General features: G+C 52.7%; 19 protein-coding genes and 1 tRNA gene. 11 read left to right on the forward strand and 9 right to left on the reverse strand.

The features are described from left to right. Positions 1 to 97 precede the first annotated feature (97 nt). Positions 98 to 182, reverse strand: a tRNA-Leu gene (locus tag GZZ87_RS09245). 208 nt (positions 183 to 390) lie between these two features. On the opposite strand from GZZ87_RS09245, the gene GZZ87_RS09250 reads away from it, so the two are divergent. Next, on the forward strand, positions 391 to 2319 hold the full coding sequence (locus GZZ87_RS09250) for a hypothetical protein (protein WP_162026907.1): 1929 nt from the start codon (positions 391 to 393) through the stop codon (positions 2317 to 2319). Between the two features lie 640 nt (positions 2320 to 2959). On the opposite strand, the gene GZZ87_RS09255 is transcribed toward GZZ87_RS09250, so the two are convergent. Beyond that, entirely contained in the window at positions 2960 to 4798 is a 1839-nt protein-coding gene (locus GZZ87_RS09255; RefSeq protein WP_244652108.1) for a TonB-dependent receptor, read from the reverse strand. Positions 4799 to 5051: 253 nt separating this feature from the next. On the opposite strand from GZZ87_RS09255, the gene GZZ87_RS09260 reads away from it, so the two are divergent. Further along, positions 5052 to 5939, forward strand: a complete 888-nt coding sequence (locus GZZ87_RS09260) for a hypothetical protein (RefSeq protein ID WP_162026905.1) — start codon at positions 5052 to 5054, stop codon at positions 5937 to 5939. A gap of 509 nt (positions 5940 to 6448) precedes the next feature. Here the strand turns inward: GZZ87_RS09260 and lipA are convergent. The 5 genes from lipA to GZZ87_RS09285 form a co-directional block, all read right to left on the reverse strand. Further along, positions 6449 to 7372, reverse strand: coding sequence for a lipoyl synthase (gene lipA / locus GZZ87_RS09265; RefSeq protein ID WP_162026904.1), 924 nt, complete (start codon positions 7370 to 7372; stop codon positions 6449 to 6451). Continuing rightward, positions 7359 to 8036, reverse strand: a complete 678-nt coding sequence (gene lipB / locus GZZ87_RS09270; protein WP_162026903.1) for a lipoyl(octanoyl) transferase LipB — start codon at positions 8034 to 8036, stop codon at positions 7359 to 7361. Before lipB ends, lipA begins: the two co-directional genes overlap by 14 nt. 135 nt (positions 8037 to 8171) lie before the next feature. Continuing rightward, positions 8172 to 9506 (reverse strand): metallophosphoesterase family protein, encoded by a 1335-nt coding sequence (locus tag GZZ87_RS09275; protein WP_162026902.1) that lies wholly within the window; start codon positions 9504 to 9506, stop codon positions 8172 to 8174. Between the two features lie 4 nt (positions 9507 to 9510). Further along, positions 9511 to 10332: a hypothetical protein gene (locus tag GZZ87_RS09280; RefSeq protein ID WP_162026901.1), complete on the reverse strand. Its 822-nt coding sequence runs from the start codon at positions 10330 to 10332 to the stop codon at positions 9511 to 9513. 20 nt (positions 10333 to 10352) lie between these two features. Next, positions 10353 to 11048, reverse strand: coding sequence for a hypothetical protein (locus GZZ87_RS09285; RefSeq protein ID WP_162026900.1), 696 nt, complete (start codon positions 11046 to 11048; stop codon positions 10353 to 10355). 173 nt (positions 11049 to 11221) lie between these two features. Between GZZ87_RS09285 and GZZ87_RS09290 the strand changes: the two genes are divergently transcribed. The 9 genes from GZZ87_RS09290 to GZZ87_RS09330 all read left to right on the forward strand — a co-directional run bounded on the left by GZZ87_RS09290 (position 11222) and on the right by GZZ87_RS09330 (position 19775). Continuing rightward, positions 11222 to 11503, forward strand: a complete 282-nt coding sequence (locus GZZ87_RS09290; RefSeq protein ID WP_178092113.1) for an acylphosphatase — start codon at positions 11222 to 11224, stop codon at positions 11501 to 11503. A gap of 2 nt (positions 11504 to 11505) precedes the next feature. Continuing rightward, the gene (locus GZZ87_RS09295) at positions 11506 to 12396 is read left to right on the forward strand and encodes an ABC transporter ATP-binding protein (RefSeq protein ID WP_162026899.1); all 891 of its coding nucleotides are present in this window, start codon (positions 11506 to 11508) and stop codon (positions 12394 to 12396) included. Continuing rightward, positions 12393 to 13235, forward strand: a complete 843-nt coding sequence (locus tag GZZ87_RS09300) for an ABC transporter permease subunit (protein ID WP_162026898.1) — start codon at positions 12393 to 12395, stop codon at positions 13233 to 13235. Before GZZ87_RS09295 ends, GZZ87_RS09300 begins: the two co-directional genes overlap by 4 nt. A gap of 45 nt (positions 13236 to 13280) precedes the next feature. Then, the gene (locus GZZ87_RS09305) at positions 13281 to 14132 is read left to right on the forward strand and encodes a hypothetical protein (RefSeq protein WP_206753326.1); all 852 of its coding nucleotides are present in this window, start codon (positions 13281 to 13283) and stop codon (positions 14130 to 14132) included. 215 nt (positions 14133 to 14347) lie between these two features. Next, positions 14348 to 14947, forward strand: coding sequence for a LemA family protein (locus GZZ87_RS09310; protein ID WP_162026897.1), 600 nt, complete (start codon positions 14348 to 14350; stop codon positions 14945 to 14947). A gap of 21 nt (positions 14948 to 14968) precedes the next feature. Then, positions 14969 to 16894: a M48 family metallopeptidase gene (locus tag GZZ87_RS09315; RefSeq protein WP_162026896.1), complete on the forward strand. Its 1926-nt coding sequence runs from the start codon at positions 14969 to 14971 to the stop codon at positions 16892 to 16894. A gap of 32 nt (positions 16895 to 16926) precedes the next feature. Next, positions 16927 to 17325: a hypothetical protein gene (locus GZZ87_RS09320; RefSeq protein WP_162026895.1), complete on the forward strand. Its 399-nt coding sequence runs from the start codon at positions 16927 to 16929 to the stop codon at positions 17323 to 17325. 414 nt (positions 17326 to 17739) lie between these two features. Next, positions 17740 to 18918 (forward strand): glycosyltransferase family 1 protein, encoded by a 1179-nt coding sequence (locus GZZ87_RS09325; protein ID WP_162026894.1) that lies wholly within the window; start codon positions 17740 to 17742, stop codon positions 18916 to 18918. Next, positions 18915 to 19775 (forward strand): UDP-2,3-diacylglucosamine diphosphatase, encoded by an 861-nt coding sequence (locus GZZ87_RS09330; RefSeq protein ID WP_162026893.1) that lies wholly within the window; start codon positions 18915 to 18917, stop codon positions 19773 to 19775. Before GZZ87_RS09325 ends, GZZ87_RS09330 begins: the two co-directional genes overlap by 4 nt. Positions 19776 to 20363: 588 nt before the next feature. On the opposite strand, the gene GZZ87_RS09335 is transcribed toward GZZ87_RS09330, so the two are convergent. Both GZZ87_RS09335 and GZZ87_RS09340 read right to left on the reverse strand, forming a co-directional pair. Further along, a complete protein-coding gene (locus tag GZZ87_RS09335; protein WP_162026892.1) occupies positions 20364 to 21209 on the reverse strand; it encodes an ion transporter in 846 nt (281 codons plus the stop codon). 335 nt (positions 21210 to 21544) lie between these two features. Then, a complete protein-coding gene (locus GZZ87_RS09340) occupies positions 21545 to 22771 on the reverse strand; it encodes an MFS transporter (RefSeq protein ID WP_162026966.1) in 1227 nt (408 codons plus the stop codon). Positions 22772 to 23007 lie beyond the last annotated feature (236 nt).

Consider the following 23007-nt stretch of genomic DNA (forward strand, 5'->3'; position numbering starts at 1 on the left):
ACCAGCACGCCGCAAGACGAGCCGGAGCTCGTCCCTCTCGCTACATCCTCTCGCTGCAGGCACAAAAAAACCGAGCCCTGAGGCTCGGTTTTAAAAGTGGTGGTCGAAGGGGGACTTGAACCCCCACGCCTTTCGGCACATGTCCCTTAAACATGCGTGTCTGCCAATTCCACCATTCGACCAAATTTACTGCGCTTTAACGCGGTGAAGTTCGAAGGTGATAGGTGAGATTTTGGAGAGATCAACATAAATTTTCAAAAAATGAAAAATAGTTAAAAAAAGGCAGCTAGATGACTTGAATGTTGGAGTTCTTTCCCTTAGCACAATAACCTTACTTAACCACTCAATTCACGTGGCCGACTCTTTTCGGCTCGTTTCCCGAATAACGCTATGGCTGAAAAACCAGCAGATAAACCTAAAGAGTCCTCTAAAAAGGCACTCGATCTTAATACACTTTCCGGTCTCGACTTCGGCCCTTCATGGGCAGACGAGAACGCTAAACGTCCATCTTTAAAGAAGTTTGAGTCTCGTGGAGATTCACGCGGTAAGGGGAAACGCTCTGGTGGCGGTGGTTCACGTGATCGTCGTGGGCCTGGAGGTGGCGCACGTCCTAGCGGCGCTGGCCGTCCTCAAGGTGGACCCGGTGGAGGTCGTCCGCAAGGTGGTAGCGAAGGTCGTCCTCAGGGCGGAGGTCGTCCTCAAGGTCGTGGTGGTGATCGCCGTGGTGGAGGTCGTCCAGATCAGCGGGCTATTTTCGAGCCGACCATTAAAGTGGACATTTATCCGCAGGACGAAGCGTTCGAAGCATTGGTCAAGCGCCTACGTTCTACCGTTCGCACTTATCAACTGTTTGAGATCGCGCACCTGATCCTAGAAAAGCCCGAGCGTTATGTCGTAGTGGTAGAGAACAAAGCGAAAGCTGGCGAGAAGCCTGCGCCGTTGTTCTTTGCAGTTCCAGGGCATCTGCCATTCGATTCTGAAGAGGCCGCGATCAACCATGTGTTGAGCAATCACCTCGACCTATTCTTCGATGTCGAAGAAATTGAGGTCGAAGCACCAAAGGGGAATTTCCAGATGGTCAACCGTTGCTCGGTCACGGGTGACTTACTCGGGCCGCCAAACTACCACCGTTACCAAGAATTCTTGCAGCGCCACTATGCTGCGAAGATCACAGGCATGTCCTTTGATCGCTTTGTATCAAAGGTTGAAACGGTGAAAGAGCAGGAGTCGATCGATGCATGGGTGGAGTCGATGAAGAAGGGCGCGCGCTACACCGTGAAGGATCGCCAGGAGGGTGAGGCTGAATCGTTTGAGTCCCTAGAGGCTGTGCGTTTCTTCCTATTGCAGCATCGCAAAGATAAGATCGTCAGCTCCGGTGAGACGATTCGCTTTGCAGGTCGCGATATCGAGCGTCTGCCAAAGGGCGATATTCGCCGTTCGGTAGAATCCTACGTTGAGCAGCAACTACACTTCCCACTTGATTCTGCGAACAACATTCGCGGTCGTCTGCGTCGTCAAAAATTTGCCGTTTATAAAAAGGGCTCCAAGGGCGTATCCTTCGTCTGTGCCGTTAAACGTAAATTCCGCGACAGTAAGACTGTCTTTACGCCATCCATCCAGGGGTTGATCGAGTTCATCGAGAAGCATCCGAATACATCGGCGTCGAAATTGCCTAAACTCTATATCGATATCGATACCGAGCGTCAGCAGCCCGCTAAGCTTGAAATGACTGAGGCCGAAGTTGCCGCAGCCGCAGCCGCAGCCGAAGCAGCGAAGGCCGCTGCCGCAGAAGTAGCTGCCGCAGCCGCTGAAGCAGGCGAAGCAGTTGCCGAAGCTCCTGAGACTCCAGCCGTGGTTGAAGCGCCTGCTCCAGCAGCGGATGCCGCTGCTTCGACTGAAGCGATGCCGAAGGTCGAGCTAAGTGAGGACGAGCAGAAGCGCCTGAATCAACTCATGCTTGATTTGCGTTGGTTGATCGTTGAAGGCTACGTCACCGAGTATGGCGATGGCCGTCTCTTTGCAGCTCCGCCGATGCCTGAAGCAAAGCCGAAGGAAGCGAAGAAGCCAGCACCGAAGAAGGCGAAAGCTGAAGCAGTTGCTGAGCCGAAGGCTGCCGTTGCAGAAGCGCCAGTTGCTGTTGAGAAAGCGAAGGCTGAAGAGCCGGTTGCTGAGGTTGCACCTGAAGCGCCAGTGGTCGAAGAAGCGAAGGCTGAAGCGCCAGTTGCTGAAGTCGCACCTGAAGTTGCTGAGGTTGAAACAACAGAAGCTCCCGAAGCACCTGCTACAGAGACTACTGACGAAGCTGAGCCTAAAGCATAGCGATTCTTAAATTTGCGGGCATTCGGTGAGCATTAACGCTCGGCCGGATGCCCGTTTTTTGTGCCTATATACTGGCGCGCATCATAATTTGTGAAAAGTGCCTTCATTATACTTCTCTGTCTAAGGTCGGGGCTTTGCTTTGCGACGTGTCAGTCCGTAGCCTTGGCGAAGGCTGAAGACCGCGCAAAGGCCTAAATATCACTGAGTTTCGCAACGCCTCCTGCCTTCGCGGTTCGCGCGAGCACGACCCCTACGAAGATTTCTGAACCATGAAGAACCACAATACATAATGCGGGTCAGTATAGTTGTGAGGGGAGGGGTGCTGTTTGTAGTGCTCTGGGGCACTGTCTCGATCCGTGTGATTTGATTTGTAGCCTCGAAACTCTGTTGCGAGAACTTGCTGCGGCCTGTGTATCTCATACTTTGCTGCATTCTTTTGTAGCGGAGCCGTGAAGCGGTTTCGTGCAGAGTGTTCGCGCTTAGGTTTGGTGGTCGAAATGACTTCGTCAGTCCGCTACGAATCGAGTCACCATTCAGATTAAAAATATATTGATGTGGTATAAGACTGCGCAGCTGATCTAAACAAAAAGAGCCTTGTCGCTGGTGCGACAAGGCTCTGATTCATTCAATGGAAAGGTGTTTACCAGCGGTAAGTCGCACCGACGGAGACTTGGTCGCCGCGTCCGGGTGTGCCGGGGACTTCTTCGAAGTCGTCGTCCCATGCATTGTCGACTGAGGCGAAGAGCTCGAGGCCATCGACTTGTGGCGGGAAGATACTGAGTCCGACTACGGTGAAGAAGGCGTTATTACTGCCGTTGCGAAGGTCGTTGTCTTCTTGGCTGCGCCATTCGTTGTCGATACGGAACTCGAGCATCTCGATGGGGCGCCAGATCGCGCCGAGGGTTGCACGATGATCGGGGTAGTTGAGCGCGTAGTAACTACCGTCAATATTGTCATCTCCGTAGTCTTCGTCTTTGTGTAGGTAAGCGTAGCTGATGATGCCTTCGACCTTACCCCAGCGGCGTGTGCCGATCAGCTCGATGCCGAATGTTTCGATGTCGACTGAGTTGGCTGAGCGGGCTGACGTGTTTGAATTTGAGTAAGTCCAGTCGACTAGGTCATCGTCCCAACGGTAGAAGACAGCACTTTGGAAGCTCCATTCGGTGCGATCCAGGGCAAAGCCTAATTCAAGGTTTTGGCTGGTTTCACGATCCAGGTCGTAATTACTACGGAAAAGCCCGCCAGTTTCACTACCTCCGATGGCAGTGTAACCTGCGACTTGTGTGGCTTGTGCGTAGGATAGGTAGACCTTGTCGAATTGGCCATTGGCGTGGGTGCGTTTCCAAGTGATGTCCGAAATGGGCGAGACTTTAGAGCTATCGCGGTTGGTATCGTCATAAGTGGCGCCTGCGCGAACGCTCAGCTTTTCGTTTTCGGCAAGCTGCATGCGATATTCTGGCAGGATGCTCACCTTGTAGTAGCTGCGCGATGTGAAGTTGTTCTCCAGTGATGTAGAGTCGATGTTGTCTGCAGTGAATTGCGAGGAGTGATTGATGGCGAAGGCCTCGTTGATTTCATGTTTGCCAGCAAAGGCCAGTGCGCCGGACTTTGTTTCATGGGTGGCATTGTAGATCGCAGGGTTTTCTCTATCGTAAACATAGTAGTCGCTGTGGCGGCGGTAGTAGGTGCTTAACTCCCAGTTGCTGTCTGTGCCATAGTTTTGCTGGTGGTTGATTGAGAAGAGTCGGGTTTTCAGGTTTTCAGTCTCGTTCACGCCGAAAGGTGTGTAGAGGTTTGTCCAACCGAAGAATTTCTCCTGATAACCTGCGAAGAAGTCGGTCTGCGACTCTGGCCCGAGGAGTTGCACGCGGCCTGTGGTGCGGTTAAAGTCGTGATCGCCATGTTTGATGGTGCCGTCACTTTCGGAGCGGGAATATTCTGCTTCGACGCCCCAGCTCCATTCATCGGTATTGGCGAAGTCGCCAGTGAATGCTTGGTGGATGCGTTGGAAGTTGAGGTCGTGATCGCCGCCGCCGACGGTGGCGCTGCCGCCGTCTTGGATCTGGCTCCAGTCGTATTTGATGGTGCCCACGCTGCTATTAAATCCGTAGAGCGCATTATCTGCACCAGTCAATACCTGTGCATTCCCCATCATTTCCGGTGCGATGGGTAGTTCGGCCGAGTAGTGACCTGTCTGTGGGTCGATTATAGTCGCTGCGCCGACTTGGAAGCCGGTGTTCTCGAAGATGCCACCACGAATGCTGACGTCGCCCTGTGCTTCAGCCATATTACGAGCCTGTAAATCGACGCGGGGATTGAATTGTAGATCCGAGACGAGCGAATCGTAAGTGGTGACTGGCAATAAGTTCGCAGTCTCTTGTCCGTTGATTACTAAGGTCGGTAGCGCGAAGCCGCCGCTTTCTCCTTCGATGGTCGTCGGCACGTCTTCGGCAAAGGCAGTGCCGGAGAGTGAGAGCATTAAAATTGCAAGTGATGTGGATGCTGTTTGGTGCATGCATGCATCCAAAACGGGTTTTTAGGTGAAATTCAATTGTTAATTAATATTAATATGAACTTAACAATGGACTGGTTGCTGGTGTTAGTGGCTCTAATGGTTCTGCGTAGATCGTGCAGAGTGGTTCGTGCTGACCTCGAATGTCACGACTTGAGAGGCCTTTCACGCGTGTCTTAGCTTGATTGACGCGGTGCTGCATGCTTAGTTGTGGGGATATATGAGCAATAAACCAGATGGTTATGAGTGGATTTTTGTGCTGGGTTTTCCGATCCCGCGATCGGAGTTCTACAAGATCCTGTTTTTTTGCATATCTGCTTTATCAGTCGTTGTCGGGCTGGTCGTTTATTTCTGCTGGGGCTTGTTTTTTCCTGAAGCAGCGCGCGATACGAAGGTTGTTGAGGCAGAAAAAGTGGTCGCGACTGAGGTGATTACGGTTGAGAAAAAAGATGATGTAGAAGTGTTTTTTGAGAATCATTTTGCAGCGACCCGCTATAATGAAGTGGAGAGTATTCGAGCTGTCGGCACTTATACCTCTGGTAAAGTTGAAATGGAGTTCACCTTATTGGCTAAGAATCCTCATTTTTATAAGCAAAGTTTGAGGTATAATGATAAGCTGATTGAGGCGGGGTATGATGGTTCAGCCTTATGGTATCATCAGTCGCATCCTATAATCGACGAGACTGACGAGGCGCTGCTGGCGTTTAACCGCTCTTTGGCGATGTTAGAGTGCTCGATCCCTGCGCTGACATGGGAGTATGAGAAGGGCGAGGACTCGACTGTTGAGTTTCAACTCATGCCAAATGAGACATGGAATCAGCGTGAGTGTCTCGTGGTCAGGCAGATCGGTTTGTTGGATAGTCCGGTGTATCATTACTTGGATAAGGAGACTGGCCTAGAGTTGTATCGCCGTAGTTCGGTGAAGATCGATGCGCGTCGTCGCAAAGACGTGGAGCTAATCTATGCCGATCCTCTAGAAGGGGCGGACTATCCGATCCCTGGAGGTTTTGAGCTTTGGGTGGATGGCGTGCTGTATTGCACCGCAGTCTTCGAGAAAATTGATGTGAATCCCGGGTTGCCGAATTTCTTGTTCGAGCCACATGAGTAAAGGGTGGTGTTGCCGATTCTTTAGGATGGATCAGTGGGTGTTTCCGTTCTCGATGTAACCATTGCTTCCTCCTTTGGCGTAGGAGGAAGAGGGCGCGTTTGCGTCGGTTTTTGCTGCTAGGAGCGAACTGGCCTCATTTAACTTCTGTGATTTGCTGCTTGGGCTCTGCTGACGGCGCGGAGGCCGTCCCTCCCGCTATAAATCCCGTTGCGAGTCGCTGACTCCGCACAAAAAAAACGATGGCCGGTGTGGTCATCGTTTTTTGATTTAAAGGTCTGAATTAACCTAGGTTTAGGAGTTAGAAGTTAGGAGCCAGAAGTTAGTCTTTGATTCTGAAGCCTTTGTAGATTCTCCTATAGCCGCCTACCGAGCGCAGCGACACTTTATTATGCCCTTGGGTGCAACCGAAGGGCGAAGCCATTTGGCGAACGTCTAAGACGCCATAAAACACTGATGCTCAGCTTCTAACTCCTTCCTCCTGACTTCTAACTACTCTTTTAAGAATTAACTTATACGGAGGCCACTTCGGCGGCTTCCTTTTCGGCTTTTTGAGCTGCAAGCATTTCTGCACGGCGGGCACGGACGTCAAACATCGCGGACTGCTCGTCGGCATGGTAGGAGGAGCGCACGAGTGGCCCGGACTCACAGGCGCCGAAGCCGATGCTGAGTGCGTATTCTTTCCACTCGGCAAATTCTTCAGGTGTGACCCAGCGGTCAATCGGCTGGTGCTTCTTCGTCGGTTGTAGGTATTGGCCAATCGTCAAAATATCAACGCCGACTTTTTGCATGTCTTGCAGCACTTCCTTGATCTCGTCTTCGGTCTCACCGATGCCGAGCATGATGCCGGACTTCGTGGTGAAGCCGCGCGACTTGGCGTGTTCGAGCACCCAGAGCGAGCGGTCGTAGCGGGCGGTCTTACGGATTGGGCGCTGCAGGCGTTTGACCGTTTCGAGGTTGTGATTGAAAATGTCGGGGCAGGCGTCCAGCACGACGTCCAAATATTCCTGCTGTCCGCGGAAGTCTGCGGTGAGCACTTCGACGGCGCATTCTGGTTTGCGGTGGTGGATCGCGCGGATCGTCGCGGCCCAGACCGCGGCACCGCCGTCTTTCAGGTCGTCGCGTGCGACGGACGTGATGACTGCATGCTTGAGATCCATCTTGGCGATAGACTCTGCGACGCGTGCAGGCTCGCCGAGGTCGAGCTCAGTGGGGCGACCTGTTTGAATCGCGCAAAAGGTGCAGGAACGTGTGCAAATATTGCCGAGGATCATGACGGTCGCCGTGCCGCGCGACCAGCATTCGCCCATATTCGGGCACTGTGCACTTTTGCAAACTGTGTGGAGATCGTGGGTGTCGACGATTTCGCGCACTTCCTTGTATTCGACGCTAGTGGGTAGCTTCGCTCGGAGCCATTCTGGTTTACGGTTGTTCATGAGGGGCGGCAGTGTTCCGAAAAACTTTCTGGAATTCAACTGCTAAACGCGCTTTTACGATGGCGAGGTCAATTGGTTCGCCTAGCTCAGCTTGCATTGAGGTGACGGTGCCATCGGTAATGCCACAAGGCACGATCCCTTTGAAGTGGTTCATGTCGGGATTCACATTGAGGGCAAATCCGTGGTAGGTGACCCAGGTGCGCACGGCCACTCCGATTGCGCAGATCTTACGCTCACCGAGCCAGATGCCGGTCTTGCCTTCGCGGCGGGCGGACTGCAGGCCGAAGGTCGCGAGTGTGCGGATCACGACTTCTTCGAGATCGCGTAAATAGGCATGCAGGTCGCGGCGTTCTTGCAGTGAAATGATCGGGTAGCCCACAATTTGGCCAGGGCCGTGGTAGGTGATGTCGCCGCCGCGGTTACTGCGGATGACGCTGACACCTTGGGCTGTGAGTTGTGCTTCATTCCAGATCAGGTGCTGATCGGCACCTTTGCGCATGCCGATGGTATAGACGGGGGCGTGCTCGGTAAATACGAGTGTGTCGGGCGCTTGATTGGCTCGTCTGAGATCGACGAGCGTTTTTTGCCGCTCAAAGGCGTCCTCATATTCGGTGCGTCCCCAGTCGATGGTGTCGAGTGGGGGGATGTCACAGTTCTTAATCATACTCTTATTCGTAATCTTAATCTAAGTTGATGCACTGACTGGGGCCGGCTGCTTTAGCTACCGAATGGTTGAAGCCTCCGAGACGGTCCGCTTCTGTGAGGGATTAAGAGTCAGAATGGAAGAGTGCCTCTTCCATTACTTTTCGGCAGGCTGGAGCTGGCTGGCTTGGATGGTGCGTTGCCAGAGTTCTTTGCCTTCCATACTCATCACTTTGATGCTGATCGCGCGGTCTTCTTCGGGGCCGGTGAAGTCGAGCAGTGCGAAGTGGCGTTCGAAGGTGCTAGTGCCGGGCATGCGGAAGAAGTTTAGCTCGTCCTGATTTTCCTTCGGGTTCGCAGTGAGTGGCCCGAGTGTCAGGTCGAACAGGTTGTAGCTGTTGGCGTGCACGAGTCGGGTGAGCTCGCCATAGTATTTGCCGCCACTGATGAAAAAGAGGCCTGCGATACGCTCGTCGCGGAGCATTTGCAGGAGGTCGGAGTGCTCGCGTTCGGCGTAGCTGAGATTGCTACGGTTGTCGGCGGGGTTGAGGATCGGTGCGCCAGCGACGATGACTTTAAAGGTGGCGGTGCTGTTGATGATCTCTTGGCGGAGCCACTCGATTTGCGCTTTGCCGAGCATTTCAGGTAGGTGATGGCTGCTCGCGGCGTCGTCGCGGTAGCTACGAGTGTCGAGCATGAAGAAATCAACGTCGGAGCGGCGGAAACGTGTAGTGATGCCGTCTAGGCTGACGACTTCGACTGGCTGAGGCCAGTAGGCTTTAAAGCTGTCTTCGGCGTGCTGGCGGTAGGAGTAAAACTTGCCAGCGTTTTCGGTGCCGTAGTCGGCGTGACTCCAGGTTGCGTAATGCGGAAGGCTGGCGAGCAGCGGTTGGAGTTCGGAGACGCTGCGTGCTGTGCTGAAACGCTTGAGTGTGCCGCTTTTCGATGCCCAGTCGCTATCGCGCAGGTGGGCGGTGTTGCCTGTCCAGATCATGAGTTCGGGCTTCTCGGCAAGGATCGTGGAAAAGATCCCGTAGCCGCCGCCCAGTATTTGATAAGGTGGTTCGAAGCCTTCTTCAGTGACGTAGTGTGAGCCACCGACTGCGATCCTAAGGTCGGGTGGCGGAGTGCGGCCGAGGTAGTTGTCGGGCGTTGTAAAGGTGTTTTGATCTTCGGTCAGCTTGCCGTCGAGCTCGATGCGGTAGTTGTATTTTTTGCCTGGCTCGACTGCATTGAGCATGAGTGTGGCAGTGTTGTTTTCGGCGTATTGAGTCTCCACTGTGTGGCTCCACCGAAGTGCATCGGACTTGCCTTGCTCGGCATAGGCAACGCGCACTTTAGTGGGGGCATCGGTCTGCACCCATACATTGGCTTCGCGCATATCGATGTGTCCGAGCATGGGGCCGGCGACGATGTCGGCTTGGAGCGCGGCGCTGGTAGCGATGAAGGCGAGGGGAATCAGTGCGGAGAGGTGGCGGGGGGATAACAACATTATGCTACGATACTTTGATTTTTGAATGGCGTGAGAAGTGCACGGTATTGACCATGCGATCTACGAGTGCGGGGCGCTGCATCGCCTCGGCAGCAGTGGCATCGAGTATATTGGAGAGTAGTTCTTCGCGATCTTCTAAGTTGAGCACATAGCGCATGCGCACTTCGACTAGCTCGGGGCGTAGCTCCAGCCATTGAGCTTTAATTTCCATAACTCGGGGGTGCTTGCTGGTGCGTTTGTTCAGGGCTTTGTTGGCGCTCACAGACGAGCAGGTGTCGAGCGTCGCACTGATTGCTTCGAGGCATTCACGTTCTTCGCTGGAAAGTGATTCCCAGCTGATACTGCACAATTCGCAGCGTGCTTGAGAGAGCAGGCTGTGTAGCGCTGGTGTTTTGATGCGCATGACGAGCGCTACCCAGCGAAGTGGCCAATTGCCAAAGGCGTAGGCGAGACATGCAAAGCGAGAGGGGGCGTTGAGCAGTCGCAGTTTGGTGACGAGTGCCTGCTTTGATGTTGTCAGCTTTTGATCTGAAGTGCTGTCGATCAGTGCTTGAGCAAGCATGAATTCAAAGTCAGAGAGTCGCTCTGCGTAGGGTAGGTTTTGCCAGAGCTCGTTAAATAGCTGCGTGACGCGTGCCATGCGCAGACCGGTGGGCTCTGAAAAGGAGCAGCCAAAAAACGTCTGTGCGAGGTCGGTATAGTTGGCTGCAAGTGCCAGATATTGCTCCCGGTCACCGCGTTTAGCGGCTTTGAGGTGAGAGCGTGCCGCTTTACGGGCAGGATCTGATCGTTTGAGCCAACAGAAGATACGGCGTATGAAACCCATGGTCCTCTTCCTGGTTAATATTAGTCTAGGTCTCCGCCGGGGCGACGTTGGCATTCTATGCGGCAGTCGCTCATCACGCGGATCCATACCTCGCGTAGGTCAAAGATACGGATGTGGTTTTCCTTGCGAAAGCCTGCAAGGAACTCCGGATCCGGATGTGTGACTTGGTCGAGCAGGGCTAAAGTTTGGTTAAGCGCACTCAAGCTGTTCTTGAGGTGGCAAATGGTCAGGCCAAAATCACCGAGATCGATGGCCTGAATGGATAAAAGCACGTTCATCTCGGCCTGATGCAGGCTGTTGGCATATTTCCAACAGAGTTGCGGCGAGAGATAATTCTGGCTGTGCGCCATGTAGTGTTCCCAGCTCTGGTGCAGGTAGCGGTAAAGGGCGCGAGTCACTACGATCACCGGGTGGCGGTGCAAAGTGTAAGGTGCGTCGTGAGCGTCAAAAGGTGTCTCTCCTTCGCCCTCGTCCTCGGGTTCAGGTGCGCTGAATTCGTCTGTGAGCGAGATGTCTTCTGCGTCCCAGCCCATTTGAATCGCCACTTCATCGAGGTGATTCGGCTTGTCCTTGAGACTATTGTAGATCGAAAGGAACTTGGCGGTATCTCGGTCGGAACCTGTCAGATATTTTCGCCATTGGGATTCACCCCAAGTCGGTTCGCTGGGAGTGTCGTCCCAGTTGCCGTCGGAATGTTCAAAATTTGGATCGCTCATAGTTTTCGGATCAGATCCGATGGGGCTGAATCTGTGTTCTTCCTCTCAAAAATCAACTCCCTTTTCAGTTTGAGCTGATTTTGATTTGATTGAAGAGAGAACGCATACATACATTATCAAATATAAGGCATATCTCGTGCCATTTTCGCACTAACTCCCCAATTATTCCAGTAATGTCTCAAAGTGTTTTTCGTATGAACTGTTGGTTTGAAGGCCACGTCCAAGGCGTCGGCTTCCGCTACCAGACTATGAGTGTGGCGAAGGGCTTTGAAGTTTCTGGCACCGTGCAAAATCTGCCCGACGGTCGCGTGCTCCTCTGCGCCGAAGGCGAAGAGTCCGAGGTGCAGGCCTTCCAAGAGGCAGTCGCTGACGAACTGAAGAGCTACATTCGCAAATTTGATATCAAGACCGACAGCGGTTCGCGCACCTGCCAGAGTTTCCGTATTCTACAATAAATATGAGTCATCCAGCTATCAGTATTAAAGGTCTGACCAAGGATTTCTCCGTCGGCATGCGAGGCGTGAAGCTGCGCGCGGTGGACGATCTGAATCTAGAAGTCGGCGATAACGAAATTTTCGGTCTGCTTGGGCCGAACGGTTCTGGTAAGAGCACCACGATTAAGGTCATTCTCGGTCTGCTCGACGCCTCCGTGGGCGAGTGTAAAATCTACGGCAAGCCCAGTCATACGGTGGCGGCGCGTCATAGTGTAGGCTTTTTACCGGAAGCCCCATATTTTTACCGCTACCTCTCAGGTCGTGAGCTGGTGCGGTTCTATGCTCGAATTTGCGGAGTTTCGCGCGGTCAAATTAACGCGCAGGTCGACGAGGTGATTGAGCTTGTCGGTATGACGGAGGCGGCGCATCGCCGCGTCGGCACTTATTCGAAGGGTATGTTGCAGCGCATCGGACTCGCTCAGGCGCTGGTGCATGATCCGCAACTGGTGATTCTCGATGAGCCCACTGCGGGCGTCGATCCGCTCGGCTCGGCAGCAATTGCAGAAATTATTCGCGAGTTGAAGCGCCGTGGCAAAACCGTGCTGCTGTCCTCGCACTTACTCGCTCAAATCGAGGGCTTGTGTGACCGCGTCGCGATTTTGCACCGCGGCAAGCTGGTGCGCGAAGGCCGTGTGGATGATTTGGTGCAGGATAAGAATGCGGAGTCGCTCGTTGTTGAGGGGCTAAGCGCCGAGGGGCGTGCTGCGGTGGAGCAGGCAATTGCGGAACAAGGCGGGAAGCTTTGCCGGGTGGAAAAGCCGCGTTTGAGTTTGGATTCGCTCTTCTTACAGGAAGTGGAGCGTCGCGAGGCAGAGCGCAGCACAGGATCTAAGACAGAAGGAGGCGCACAATGAGCGGATTAATTGGTTCTATTTCTCGTATTCGGCTGATCGCCGGAAACACATTCTTGGAGGCGGTTCGGCAGAAGTTTTTCAACTCGTTGCTGCTGATTTCGGTGGCGCTGGTTGCGAGCTCGACCTTCTTTCAGCAGTTCGATTTCGGCACGGGTGAGCTCAAGTTTATCACGGACTTCGGCTTTGGGGCGCTATTTTTCTTTGGCTCGATTCTATCGATTGCGGCGACGACACAGCTGTTCTTTAGCGAGATCGAGAATCGCACTGCGCTGACGATGCTGGCGAAGCCGATCTATAAGTTGGAGTTCCTTGCCGGGAAATTTCTTGGTGCGCATTTGCTGATGTTGGTCTTTACCACAGTAATAATGCTCGTGCTTGCTGGGATTCTCTACTGGCGCGAGTCGGCCTTGATGTTGCGTCTCGGTGAGGAGTTTGCCGATGGGCGATTGATCCGCTATAGCGATTTGTTTATCTTCGGTCTGCTGCAGTGGATCAAGTTTGGCATCTTGAGTGCGATGGCGCTGTTTATTGCGAGTTTCTCAAATACCAATCTCTACACTGTGGTGGTGTCGTTCTTTATGCTGATCATTTGCCAGCTGCAATATATTGCCCGAGATGCGTATTCCAGTATGGAGCAGGGAATCGGTCAGTGGTTGGTGCGTGTGCTCGGTCTGGTCTTTCCGAACTTCCAATTGTTTAACGTCGGCGATCAGCTGGTGTTCAGTGGGAGTCGTCCGCTGCCGACTAGCGCGGTGCTGCAGATCGTGGGATATGGGCTGATCTATACCGTCGCCTTCATCCTGCTTGCCCAGGTGAATTTTAAAAAGCGGGAGATTTAGACAATGTCTGAGAGTCGTTGCCTAACTCATCCCTTTTTCTTGCGAGTGTGCAATGTGTGCCTCGTGCTGCTGGTATTGCTCGTGTTGGGCGTGGTAACACGTCCGATTGAAGCACCAGCATGGAACCTAGTGAAAGCCGGGCAGCCTGAGATGAATCTGGAAGCGATCGAAGGGTCGCTCGGGCAAGGATTAGTGGTCGGTGTGCTGGGTGGTTTTCGCGCGGTGATGGCGGATTTCTTGTGGATTCGCACCAATACGATTTGGGAGCGGCGTGATCGCGTGAAACTCGATGCGATGGTGCGGTTGGTCACCACTTTAGATCCACGGCCCGATTTTTTCTGGATCAATGGTGCGCGTATGATCGCGTATGATGTGCCCAACTGGCGGATTCGCGAAGAGGGGGGCTATACGGATGTGCCGGAAAGTCGTCAGCAAGAGTTAGACCTGGAACAAGCCGAGCAGGCTTTCGTGATGTTGAAGCGTGGGCTCGAATTTCACCCAGAATCGGCCAAACTGTATCTGGAGATCGCGCAGATTTATTTGAATCGTTTGGATGATATACCGAATGCTGCGAAGTGGTTTCTGCTCGCGTCGCAGCAGCCCTATGCGCCGTTTTTTGCTGCCCGTATTTATGGCGAACTCTTGCGCCGTCAGGGGCTAAATGCCGAGGCCTATAGCTTCCTTAAGCAGTTACATCGTGATTTACCCGACGATCCTTACGCGCAGAAACCTATCATTCTTGACCGTATTCGCGAGTTAGAGGGAGAGTTGGAAGTCCCAGTTTGGGAGCGTTTTCAGCCGCAGGCGTCTGATACAGTCGTGCCTGAAGCCAGCTTGCAGGACAAGGTGCGTGCCTTCGAGCAAGCGCATAGCCATGATCATGGGCATGCGCATTGATGAGCCTGTGTGGTATCTGGAGTCGGAGCCCTCCGGACCGGCTGAATCGACACCGATCCTCCAACGGTCGAGCACCTAAAGGAACTCGACTACGCGCGCATTGAGTTTATCGGTAGTTGCATTGAATCCGATAGTAGTAATACTAGATGACTCTAGTTGACTGCGTTAGTATTTAGTGCTATGACTGGTAGCTCACTTTAACAGAAGGAAATATTATGATGATAGCATTGATTATATTAGGAGTTTTAGCCGTATTTTGTATCGTTGTGGGGCTCTGGGTGATGGGCATCTACAATGGTCTGGTGACCTTGAGGAATCGCTTTAAAAATGCGTTCGCGCAGATCGATGTGCAGTTGAAGCGCCGCTACGATTTGATCCCAAATCTAGTTGAGACTGCGAAAGGCTATCTCTCACATGAACGCGAGACGCTCGAAGCAGTGATTGCGGCGCGTAATGGTGCGGCCTCTGCCGGGCAAGCGGCCGCTGCGGATCCGAGCGATCCGAATGCGATTAAGCAATTGATGGGTGCGGAGACCGCTTTGACCGGTGCGATGGGCAAGTTCTTCGCGCTATCGGAAGCGTATCCCGATCTGAAAGCCAATCAGAACATGATGCAATTGACCGAGGAGCTGACTTCGACTGAGAATAAAATTTCGTTTGCACGTCAGGCCTACAACGACTCGGTGATGACGTATAACACCAAGCGCGAAGTGTTCCCGGCGGTATTGTTTTCCGGTGCATTAGGCTTTCGTGAGGCGCAGTTGTTTGAAATTACCGAAGAGCGTGAGCGCGATGCGGTAAAGGTCAGCTTCTAGTCGATATCGTAATCCGACAAAATGGACTTTTTCGAAGCACAAGAGTTGGCTCGCAAACGCACACGCCTGATGGTGGTGCTGTTCGCTTTGGCTGTCCTTAGTATTGCTGGCGCGCTTTATGGCGTGGTGGTGTATGTCATGGAGTCGGGTCTGCTCGATTCCAAAGACGCCGTGCCGACGCCGATGGTGCTATGGCAGCCGGATTTGTTTTTCTATACGCTGGCGGGTGTTGTGGTGTTGGTGACATGTTGCTCGCTGTTTAAAGTGGCGCAGTTGCGTTCCGGTGGCGGCTATGTCGCTCGATCCATGGGCGGGCGCGAAGTCGAGCAAACCACGAAGGATGCCGATGAGCGCATGTTGATGAATATCGTCGAGGAAATGTCGATTGCATCGGGCGTGCCTATGCCAGAAGTCTATATCTTGCCCGAAGAAGGGATCAACGCCTTCGCGGCTGGTTTCAATCCAGCCGATGCGGTGGTCGCGGTCACGCATGGCTGTATTCGCACCTTGAATCGCGATGAGTTGCAAGGCGTCGTCGCGCACGAGTTTAGCCATATTCTGAATGGCGATATGCGTCTGAATATTCGCCTGATGGGTGTGTTGTTTGGGATTCTTGCGATTGCGGTCGTCGGGCAGTTGGCGTTTCGTAGCACTGCTGAGGCCAGCTTCTGGAGCGGTCGCCGCCGGAGTAAAGAGGGCGGTGGTGCGGTGCTCGTCATTATGGCGATCGGCCTCGCTGTCATGGCGATCGGTTATATCGGTGTGTTTTTCGGTCGTATGATTCAAAGTTCGATTTCGCGTCAGCGTGAGTTTCTGGCCGATGCGGCTGCCGTGCAATTTACGCGTAATCCCGATGGGATCGCTGGCGCATTGAAAAAGATCGGTGGCACTCCGCTGCATGGCGCCGTGAGCAATGCGCACTCGCAGGAAGCCGCGCACTTTTTCTTTGCGAGTGCGTTGAAGTCGAATCTGGGCGGTGCGTTTGCCACGCATCCACCGCTGGATCAGCGCATTGCCGCGATTGATCCGAACTGGGATGGCAAATTCGTCAGTGGCGCGCGCAAGTCAGCGCGTCGACAATCCGGCCAACAGCCTCCGAAGATCAATCGTGCCGCCGCCCAGTCACATGATTTTATCAATGCCATCGGACAGGTCAGTGCGGCGGCAATCCTCAGCGCACAAGAAATTCATGGGCAGATCGGCAACGATTTAGATCGCCTCCATCAGAGCAACGACTCCGCACGCGGCGTCTTGATCGGGCTGCAAATCTCAGCCAGTGACGCAGGGGATGATGCGGCTCAATTAAAAATGGTGAAGGGGCGCATTGATGGTGCGGTGTATCGTGAGCTTGAGGCATGGTTGCCACGTTTGCGCGCGCTTAATTTGAACCAGCGCTTTGCCTTGTTTGATGCTGCGTTGCCAATGGCAGCCGGGCGCGACCTCGATACATTTGCTCAGTTGAGTCAATTGATCTACGATCTTGCGCACAGTGATGGTGCGATTGAGTTGGAAGAATTCGCGCTTATGCGTGCGGTTGCTGGCTATTTAGAAGACCGCAGGAATCCTTCGCGTAAGGTGGCGCCGCTCTCGCCAGCGAAAATGGAAATGCCACTGTGCGTGATGCTTTCGGCGATCACTTACACCGCAGCGGTTGAACCTGCAGAGCGCGAAGCCGCGTTTAAGGCAGGTGCTCGTAAATGTAGTCGTTACTTACTTAAGGAGCCGCTCTTGTTGCCGGAAGAGGCGATTACCTTTGATGCCTTGGAAGCCGCGTTAGATCTTTTTGTGCAGCTGCCGTTGCCGCAAAAGAAAGTGATTTTTGAAGGTGCGCTGGCTGTCGTGCTCGCCGATGAAAAAGTTGCGCAAGAGGAACTTAGTTTGATTCGTGTGATTGCGACCAGTCTCAGTTTGCCGATGCCGCCATTGATTAGTGAAGAGGCCGCGTAGCTGGGCGAAATTTTATTTAGATATTCTTTGATATGAGTCCTGAAGCGATTCCTTTTATATTTATTTTCTTCATTATCATTGCGATCTTGTTTCGTCTCGCGGCGGGTTCGTTTGATGGAGACCGTGTTAAAGGGTATATTGAGAATACTCTTGGCGGCGAATTGATTGACCAAAGCTGGGCACCTTTTGGTCCTGGTTGGTATGGGGAGAAGGACTCGCGCATTTATGAGATCATCTACAAAGATCGCGCCGGGGCGACGCATCGGGCCAACGTAAAGACTTCGATGCTTAGCGGTGTGTATTTGACGAATGATACAATCATTGAGCAACCTGCGGTTGCGCAATCGACTGTGCGCCGATCATTGGATGAAGAAGCGGAGGCGCTCAAAGCGCGTCTGCGTGAGATCGAAGATCTGAAGGAACGAGGGTAGTTTCTCCGGCTATCGCGTTCATACTGCCTCGCGCAGCATTTTTTAAAAGCTGTCATCAGTAGGGGCTTTGCTTTGTCAGCGACCATGAGCTTGTCGTATTGGCGAAGACCGCGCACAGGCCACGAGCACACGAAGGTTCGGAACGCCTCAAGCACCACAGACCTAGCAAATTACTTGCGCGCCTGTTACTCTCTTAATCTTACTCTTTATCGTAATCTTAATCGAAGCGTAGTGATTGAAGACCTTACGAATGAGTCCAGAGGATTAAGATTATGAGTAAGATTACGATTATGACGTCGAATATCCTTATATCTCTATTTGTGAGACAGTCTCCAAGCAGCACCCCTGCAGAGTTTACGTAATTGAAACAGGACTGTCACCTGTTTGAGCTGGTTGTCATATATTCTTCGCAGTGTGAAAATTGCATTGGTGACAGAAACCTATCCGCCAGAAGTCAATGGTGTGGCGATGACGCTACATCGTTTAGTTGCTGGTATTTTGTCTGTGGGGCATACGATGCAGTTGGTGCGTCCGCAACAAGCTCCTCAGGTTGAACCGACTGACTTAGAGTGGCAACTGGAGGAGTTGCTCGTTAGTAGCGTGCCACTTCCAGGCTACGATGGCCTACGTATTGGTATGCCTGCCATGGGGCGCATGAAGCGTTTATGGAAGCGCTCGCGGCCAGATGTGGTGCACATTGCGACTGAAGGGCCACTCGGCGCTGCGGCACTTTGGGTGGCACGGCGCATGCGGATTCCAGTGGTTTCGAGCTTTCATACCAATTTTCATAGCTATGGGGCGCACTATGGAGTGGGTCTGCTACAAGGTGTGGGCTTCGCCTATCTGCGAGCCTTTCACAATTATACGGCAGCGACGTTTGCGCCGACGCGCGCCATTTGCGAGGAGCTCGCTGCGCAAGGCATTCGTCATACACGAGTGATGAGCCGTGGGGTGGATTGTGATTTGTATCAACCGAGTGCGCGTTGTGAGGCACTGCGCGCGAGTTGGCTGGGTAACATGACTGCTCCAGTGGTGCTCTATGTCGGACGCATTGCGCAGGAGAAAAATATGGCTCTAGCGATTCGTGGGTTTTACGAGATCCAGTGCAAGCAGCCTAATGCCTGTTTCGTGTTGGTGGGCGATGGGCCGATGCGTGCGGAGCTGGAAGCGGCGCATCCCGAATTTATTTTCACCGGATTTCAACGCGGAGCGGATCTAGCGAAGTGCTATGCCTCGGCGGATGTCTTTTTATTTCCGAGCGTGACCGAGACGTTCGGCAATGTGCTAACCGAAGCGATGGCGAGTGGCTTAGCCTGTGTCGCCTATGACTATGCCGCTGCGAGGGAATATGCAACAGACGGTGTCCACGCACTCTTGGCTGCTAAAGGGGATGAGGCTGGCTTTATTGCGGCCGCCGGGCGGTTGGTAAATGATGAACGATTGATTGAACAACTGGGCGCTGCCGCTCGGGAATTGGCACTGCAGCTAAGTTGGAGTTCCGTCGTTCGTGCTTACTTAGCCGATACCTCCGCGATTCTGCAGGAGGAGCACACCGCTGTGGATGCTCCCTTACACACTTTAGAAACGATATGAAAAAAATACACTACAAGACGATTATACTATCGGACGTTCACTTGGGAACGCCACATTGCCAGATTGATGAGGTAAATGATTTTTTGAAATACACACGTTGTGACCAGTTGATATTAAATGGCGATATCATTGATGGATGGCAGCTCCGGCGATCCGGGAAATGGAAAACCAGTGATAGTCGGTTTGTGCGATTAATTCTTAAGAAGATGGAGAAGCAAGATACAGAAGTAATTTACCTGAGAGGGAATCACGATGATGTGCTCAGGCGGTTTTTACCGTTAAATTTCAGTAAGCTTCGGTTTTGCGAAGACTATATCTTCGAGACGAACCAGAAGAAATATCTCGTGCTACATGGTGATGTCTTTGACCTTGTAACGACGCATATGAAATTTCTCTCACACATTGGTGATTTCGGTTACCAATGGCTATTGCGCTTTAATCGACTTTATAGCCGCTGGTGGCGTTGGAAGGGCAAGGGCGAGTTCTCTCTCAGTAAATATATTAAAGGGCGCGTTAAGTCGGCTGTGAGCTTTATCTCTAACTATGAAGAACAAGTGGCGAAGTTAGCGAAAGCACGTGGCTGTGATGGTGTGATGTGTGGTCATATTCACAGTGCAGATGATAAGATGATTGATGGTATTCACTATTTAAATTCAGGTGACTGGGTAGAGTCCAAAACTGCGATCGTGGAACACTTCGATGGGCAGATGGAATTAATCACTTACGATCAATTTCGTGCGCACCTGAATCACCAGGTCTTTGAAGGCGGCGATGACGATCTCAATGACGAGGATGAAGATGGCTTCGAAGTGGTCGAAGATGGTATCGATGTGCTCGAAGATGTGATGGCAGTCTAAGGTGGCTTTGTTATTGTTGTTTTGTGCCGTTAGTGGTTTCAACTTAACTGTCTAGCGCGACCAAATCTTGCCTCTGTTAGGTCCAGTCGCTTATCAAGGGCCGATCGTTCGAGTTGGCTCAATCATGAGCATTTTTCGTGTTAAAAGATACCCCCAAAAAAGGCGCAAAGGACGCAGAATATAAGTGAATATGCCCGAATCGCACGAACTTAAGGGGCTTTGAGATAGTCAAGGCTAACTGGGATCGGCTGCTTCAGCTGCCTACAGTGTGCATGTATACGTATACTCACGCGTATCATGATTTGTGAAAAGTGCATTCAAGCGACTTCTCTGCCTAAGGTAGGGGCTTTGCTTTGCGAAGACCGCGTAAAGGCCTTAAAGTCATGGAGTTTTACAACGTCTCCTGCCTTCGCGGTTCGCGCACGCACGACCCCTACGCATATTTCTGAACCATCAAGAACCACAATTCTTGATGCGCGGCAGTATATGTTCGTAGTTGCTTTTGCTCGGCGGTAGCTAAAGCAGCCGGTCCCAGTTTGCCAGTGGAGGGGCATTAAGTGCGTGCCATTCTGCAGACTCCGTGGTGTTTCAGTCTTTTGAGCCGTCGACCTTTTTTTCGACAATCGTGCGCAAGGTGCGGATGTCGTTTTCCATTCGCGAGAGCAGGTGTTTGAGGTCGGCGTCTGGCACATTGGGGTCGGGCAAATTACTGAGTTCCTGCATGGTGGATACGATGATGCCGATGAAGAGATTCAGAATCGTGAAGGTGGCGATCACAATAAAGGGCACGAAGAACATCCATGCGAACGGCTGCACTTCCATGATGGGACGCACAATGCCCATGGACCAGCTCTCCAGTGTCATGATCTGAAAGAGTGAGTATAAGCTGAGCCCAAGTGAACCAAACCAGACCGGGAAATCTTCACCGAACAGATGCGTGGCTAGCACACCTGCGGTGAAAAAGAAGATACACATGATCGCGATCACACCTGTGAGCCCTGGAATCGAATGCAGGAAGGCGGCCACCACTTTTCGCAGTGAGGGAATGGCAGTGAGTAAGCGTAAGACGCGAAAGACACGTAAGGTGCGCAGCACGGAGAGTGGGCCGCTGCCTGGGACGAGCGACACGGCGACAACAATGAAGTCGAACCAGTTCCAGGAGTTGCGCCAGAAGATGCCGCGATAGACGCAGAGTTTGATCAGTAACTCGACGACAAAGACCGCTAAGCAAATTTGATCCACCCAGTGTAGCAGTGCTCCGTGCTGTGCTTCAATGGATGGGAAGGTTTCCAGCCCGAGCACGGCGGCGTTGATGAGTATCACTGCAATGATGAAGCCTTGTATGCGCGAAGATTCCACCCAATGCGCTAGCTTTGAACGCCAATGGGGCAGGTTGTCTATACGTAGCAATCGAATCAGATCTAGGTCGCTCATGTGCGATATTAGCGCTTAGTGATTCATGAAATGCAACTCGTAAGATGGCTGTTTACGGCGCGAGAAAGTTGGACGGCAAAATCCATGATGGCATTCAACTGCGCCACGCTTTGGAGGCGCATCGCACCATCGGTGATGTTTTAGAGGTGTTGGTGGATCGGTAGTTTTATGTGGGCAAATAAGTGACACAGGCATTGCTACGCCATCTCCGGACTTCGGCGAGCTCAGTCGAGTCGCAGACCTACGTCCTGCCTGTTTTTTCCTTAGCGTTCGATATTCGATGCACTATCGCTAGGGGCGCGGACAGACAGGAATGTCTGTTTCACTTCTACACACTAGCGCGCAAAGCGCTTGTTCTGTCGCACACACTCAAACAGGACGATGGCTACGAATATTAGGATCATACCGACGAAGGCGACGCCTCTGGGTGCTGAGTTACTTAGAATCCAATAACCGATGAAGGGCGCCATGGTTCCACGGAAACCAGTCAGTGCCATGTGAATGCTCATGTAAGAAGAGACTTTTTCGTGAGGTGCGATCTTCGTAACCCACAGGCTCCAGATGATTTTGCCACCGCCTGTGGCGAGGCCGACTAAGGTCATCGCAAAGGTCAGCATGAAAATATTCTTGGTGAAAAAGAAGCAAGCGATGCCGAGCAGAAAGAAGAGGTTCAGCAAATTACGCGTAGTGATAAAGTGTAGCTTGTCGAACAGGCTGCCCCAGACCTTGGTGCTGAGGATGCGCCCCGCAGCGGGCACGACGACGAGGAGAAATGCGATCGTGGCATTGTCGGCGTTGATGCCAAACTCAGGATTCGCCAGATACTCGACGCGGATTGGAAATGTGATGAGGTTCCCTAGTCCGAGCAGCATCCAACTGCCGAGCAGGTAGCCGAATAGCTTATCCTTCCAGATCAGGCTGAAGTTTTGCCATGGATTGCCGACGTGCTCGATGGAGAGCGGTGTGCACGGTATACGATTTGTTGCCCAGCCACAGGCCGCGGCAGAGAGCACCATGATGACAAACAGGATGTGGTAGTAATTGATCGAGATGTCGAGCAACCAGCCGCCGAGTAGTGAGAACAGAATCATACTCGATGCGGTGAGTATGAAGGGCGTCGTCATACGTTTGCCACGTTCGCTGGCAGGATAGTTCTCCGAGTAGATTTGAATCATCAACGGGCCTTGCTGAACGGTGGCCATTTGGCTGGTGATGATGAATACGGTGAACACTGTTAGGCTCTGAACTACAGTGGCACCGACCATGAGCAGTGCCGCGAGCGAGAACATACTAGCAGATGCGAGGCTCGGACGAAATTGTCGCTTGGCGACGAAGTAAAGCGTGAGCGGTGTGAGCAAAAAACCAATTGGCCACGCTGCTGCGATAAACGCTTTATAGCTTTCCGGCGCATCGAAGTGGCGAATCGCAATCAGCAGAGCAAAGGTCGACCAGCCTGCCTCTAGAATGCCATAAAAAGGCGCGCGCAGGACGTCGTTACGATACGTCGCTTCCGCGCGGTCGTCGTCAGGGAGACTTGAGGACTGAGAGCTGAGACTTGAGATGGGAGGAGATTAGAGGTTTGAGAGCTGAGAGCTGAGACTTGAGATGGGAGAGCTGAGACTTGAGACCTGAGGGTTGAGGTGGGAGAACCGACGAAGCGTGCGTGATGGTCTGCTAGGACGGCTGAGTTTGCCCCGTCGGTCTGACGGCTTTGGGTGCCCGTTGGACAGCTGAAGGAACAGGATTGAAGTGTTTCAGTTCTGAGCCTCAGGTTTCAAGTCTCAGACCTCAGGTCTTA

This window comes from Lentimonas sp. CC4 (assembly GCF_902728235.1).
Taxonomy (GTDB): Bacteria; Verrucomicrobiota; Verrucomicrobiia; order Opitutales; family Coraliomargaritaceae; genus Lentimonas.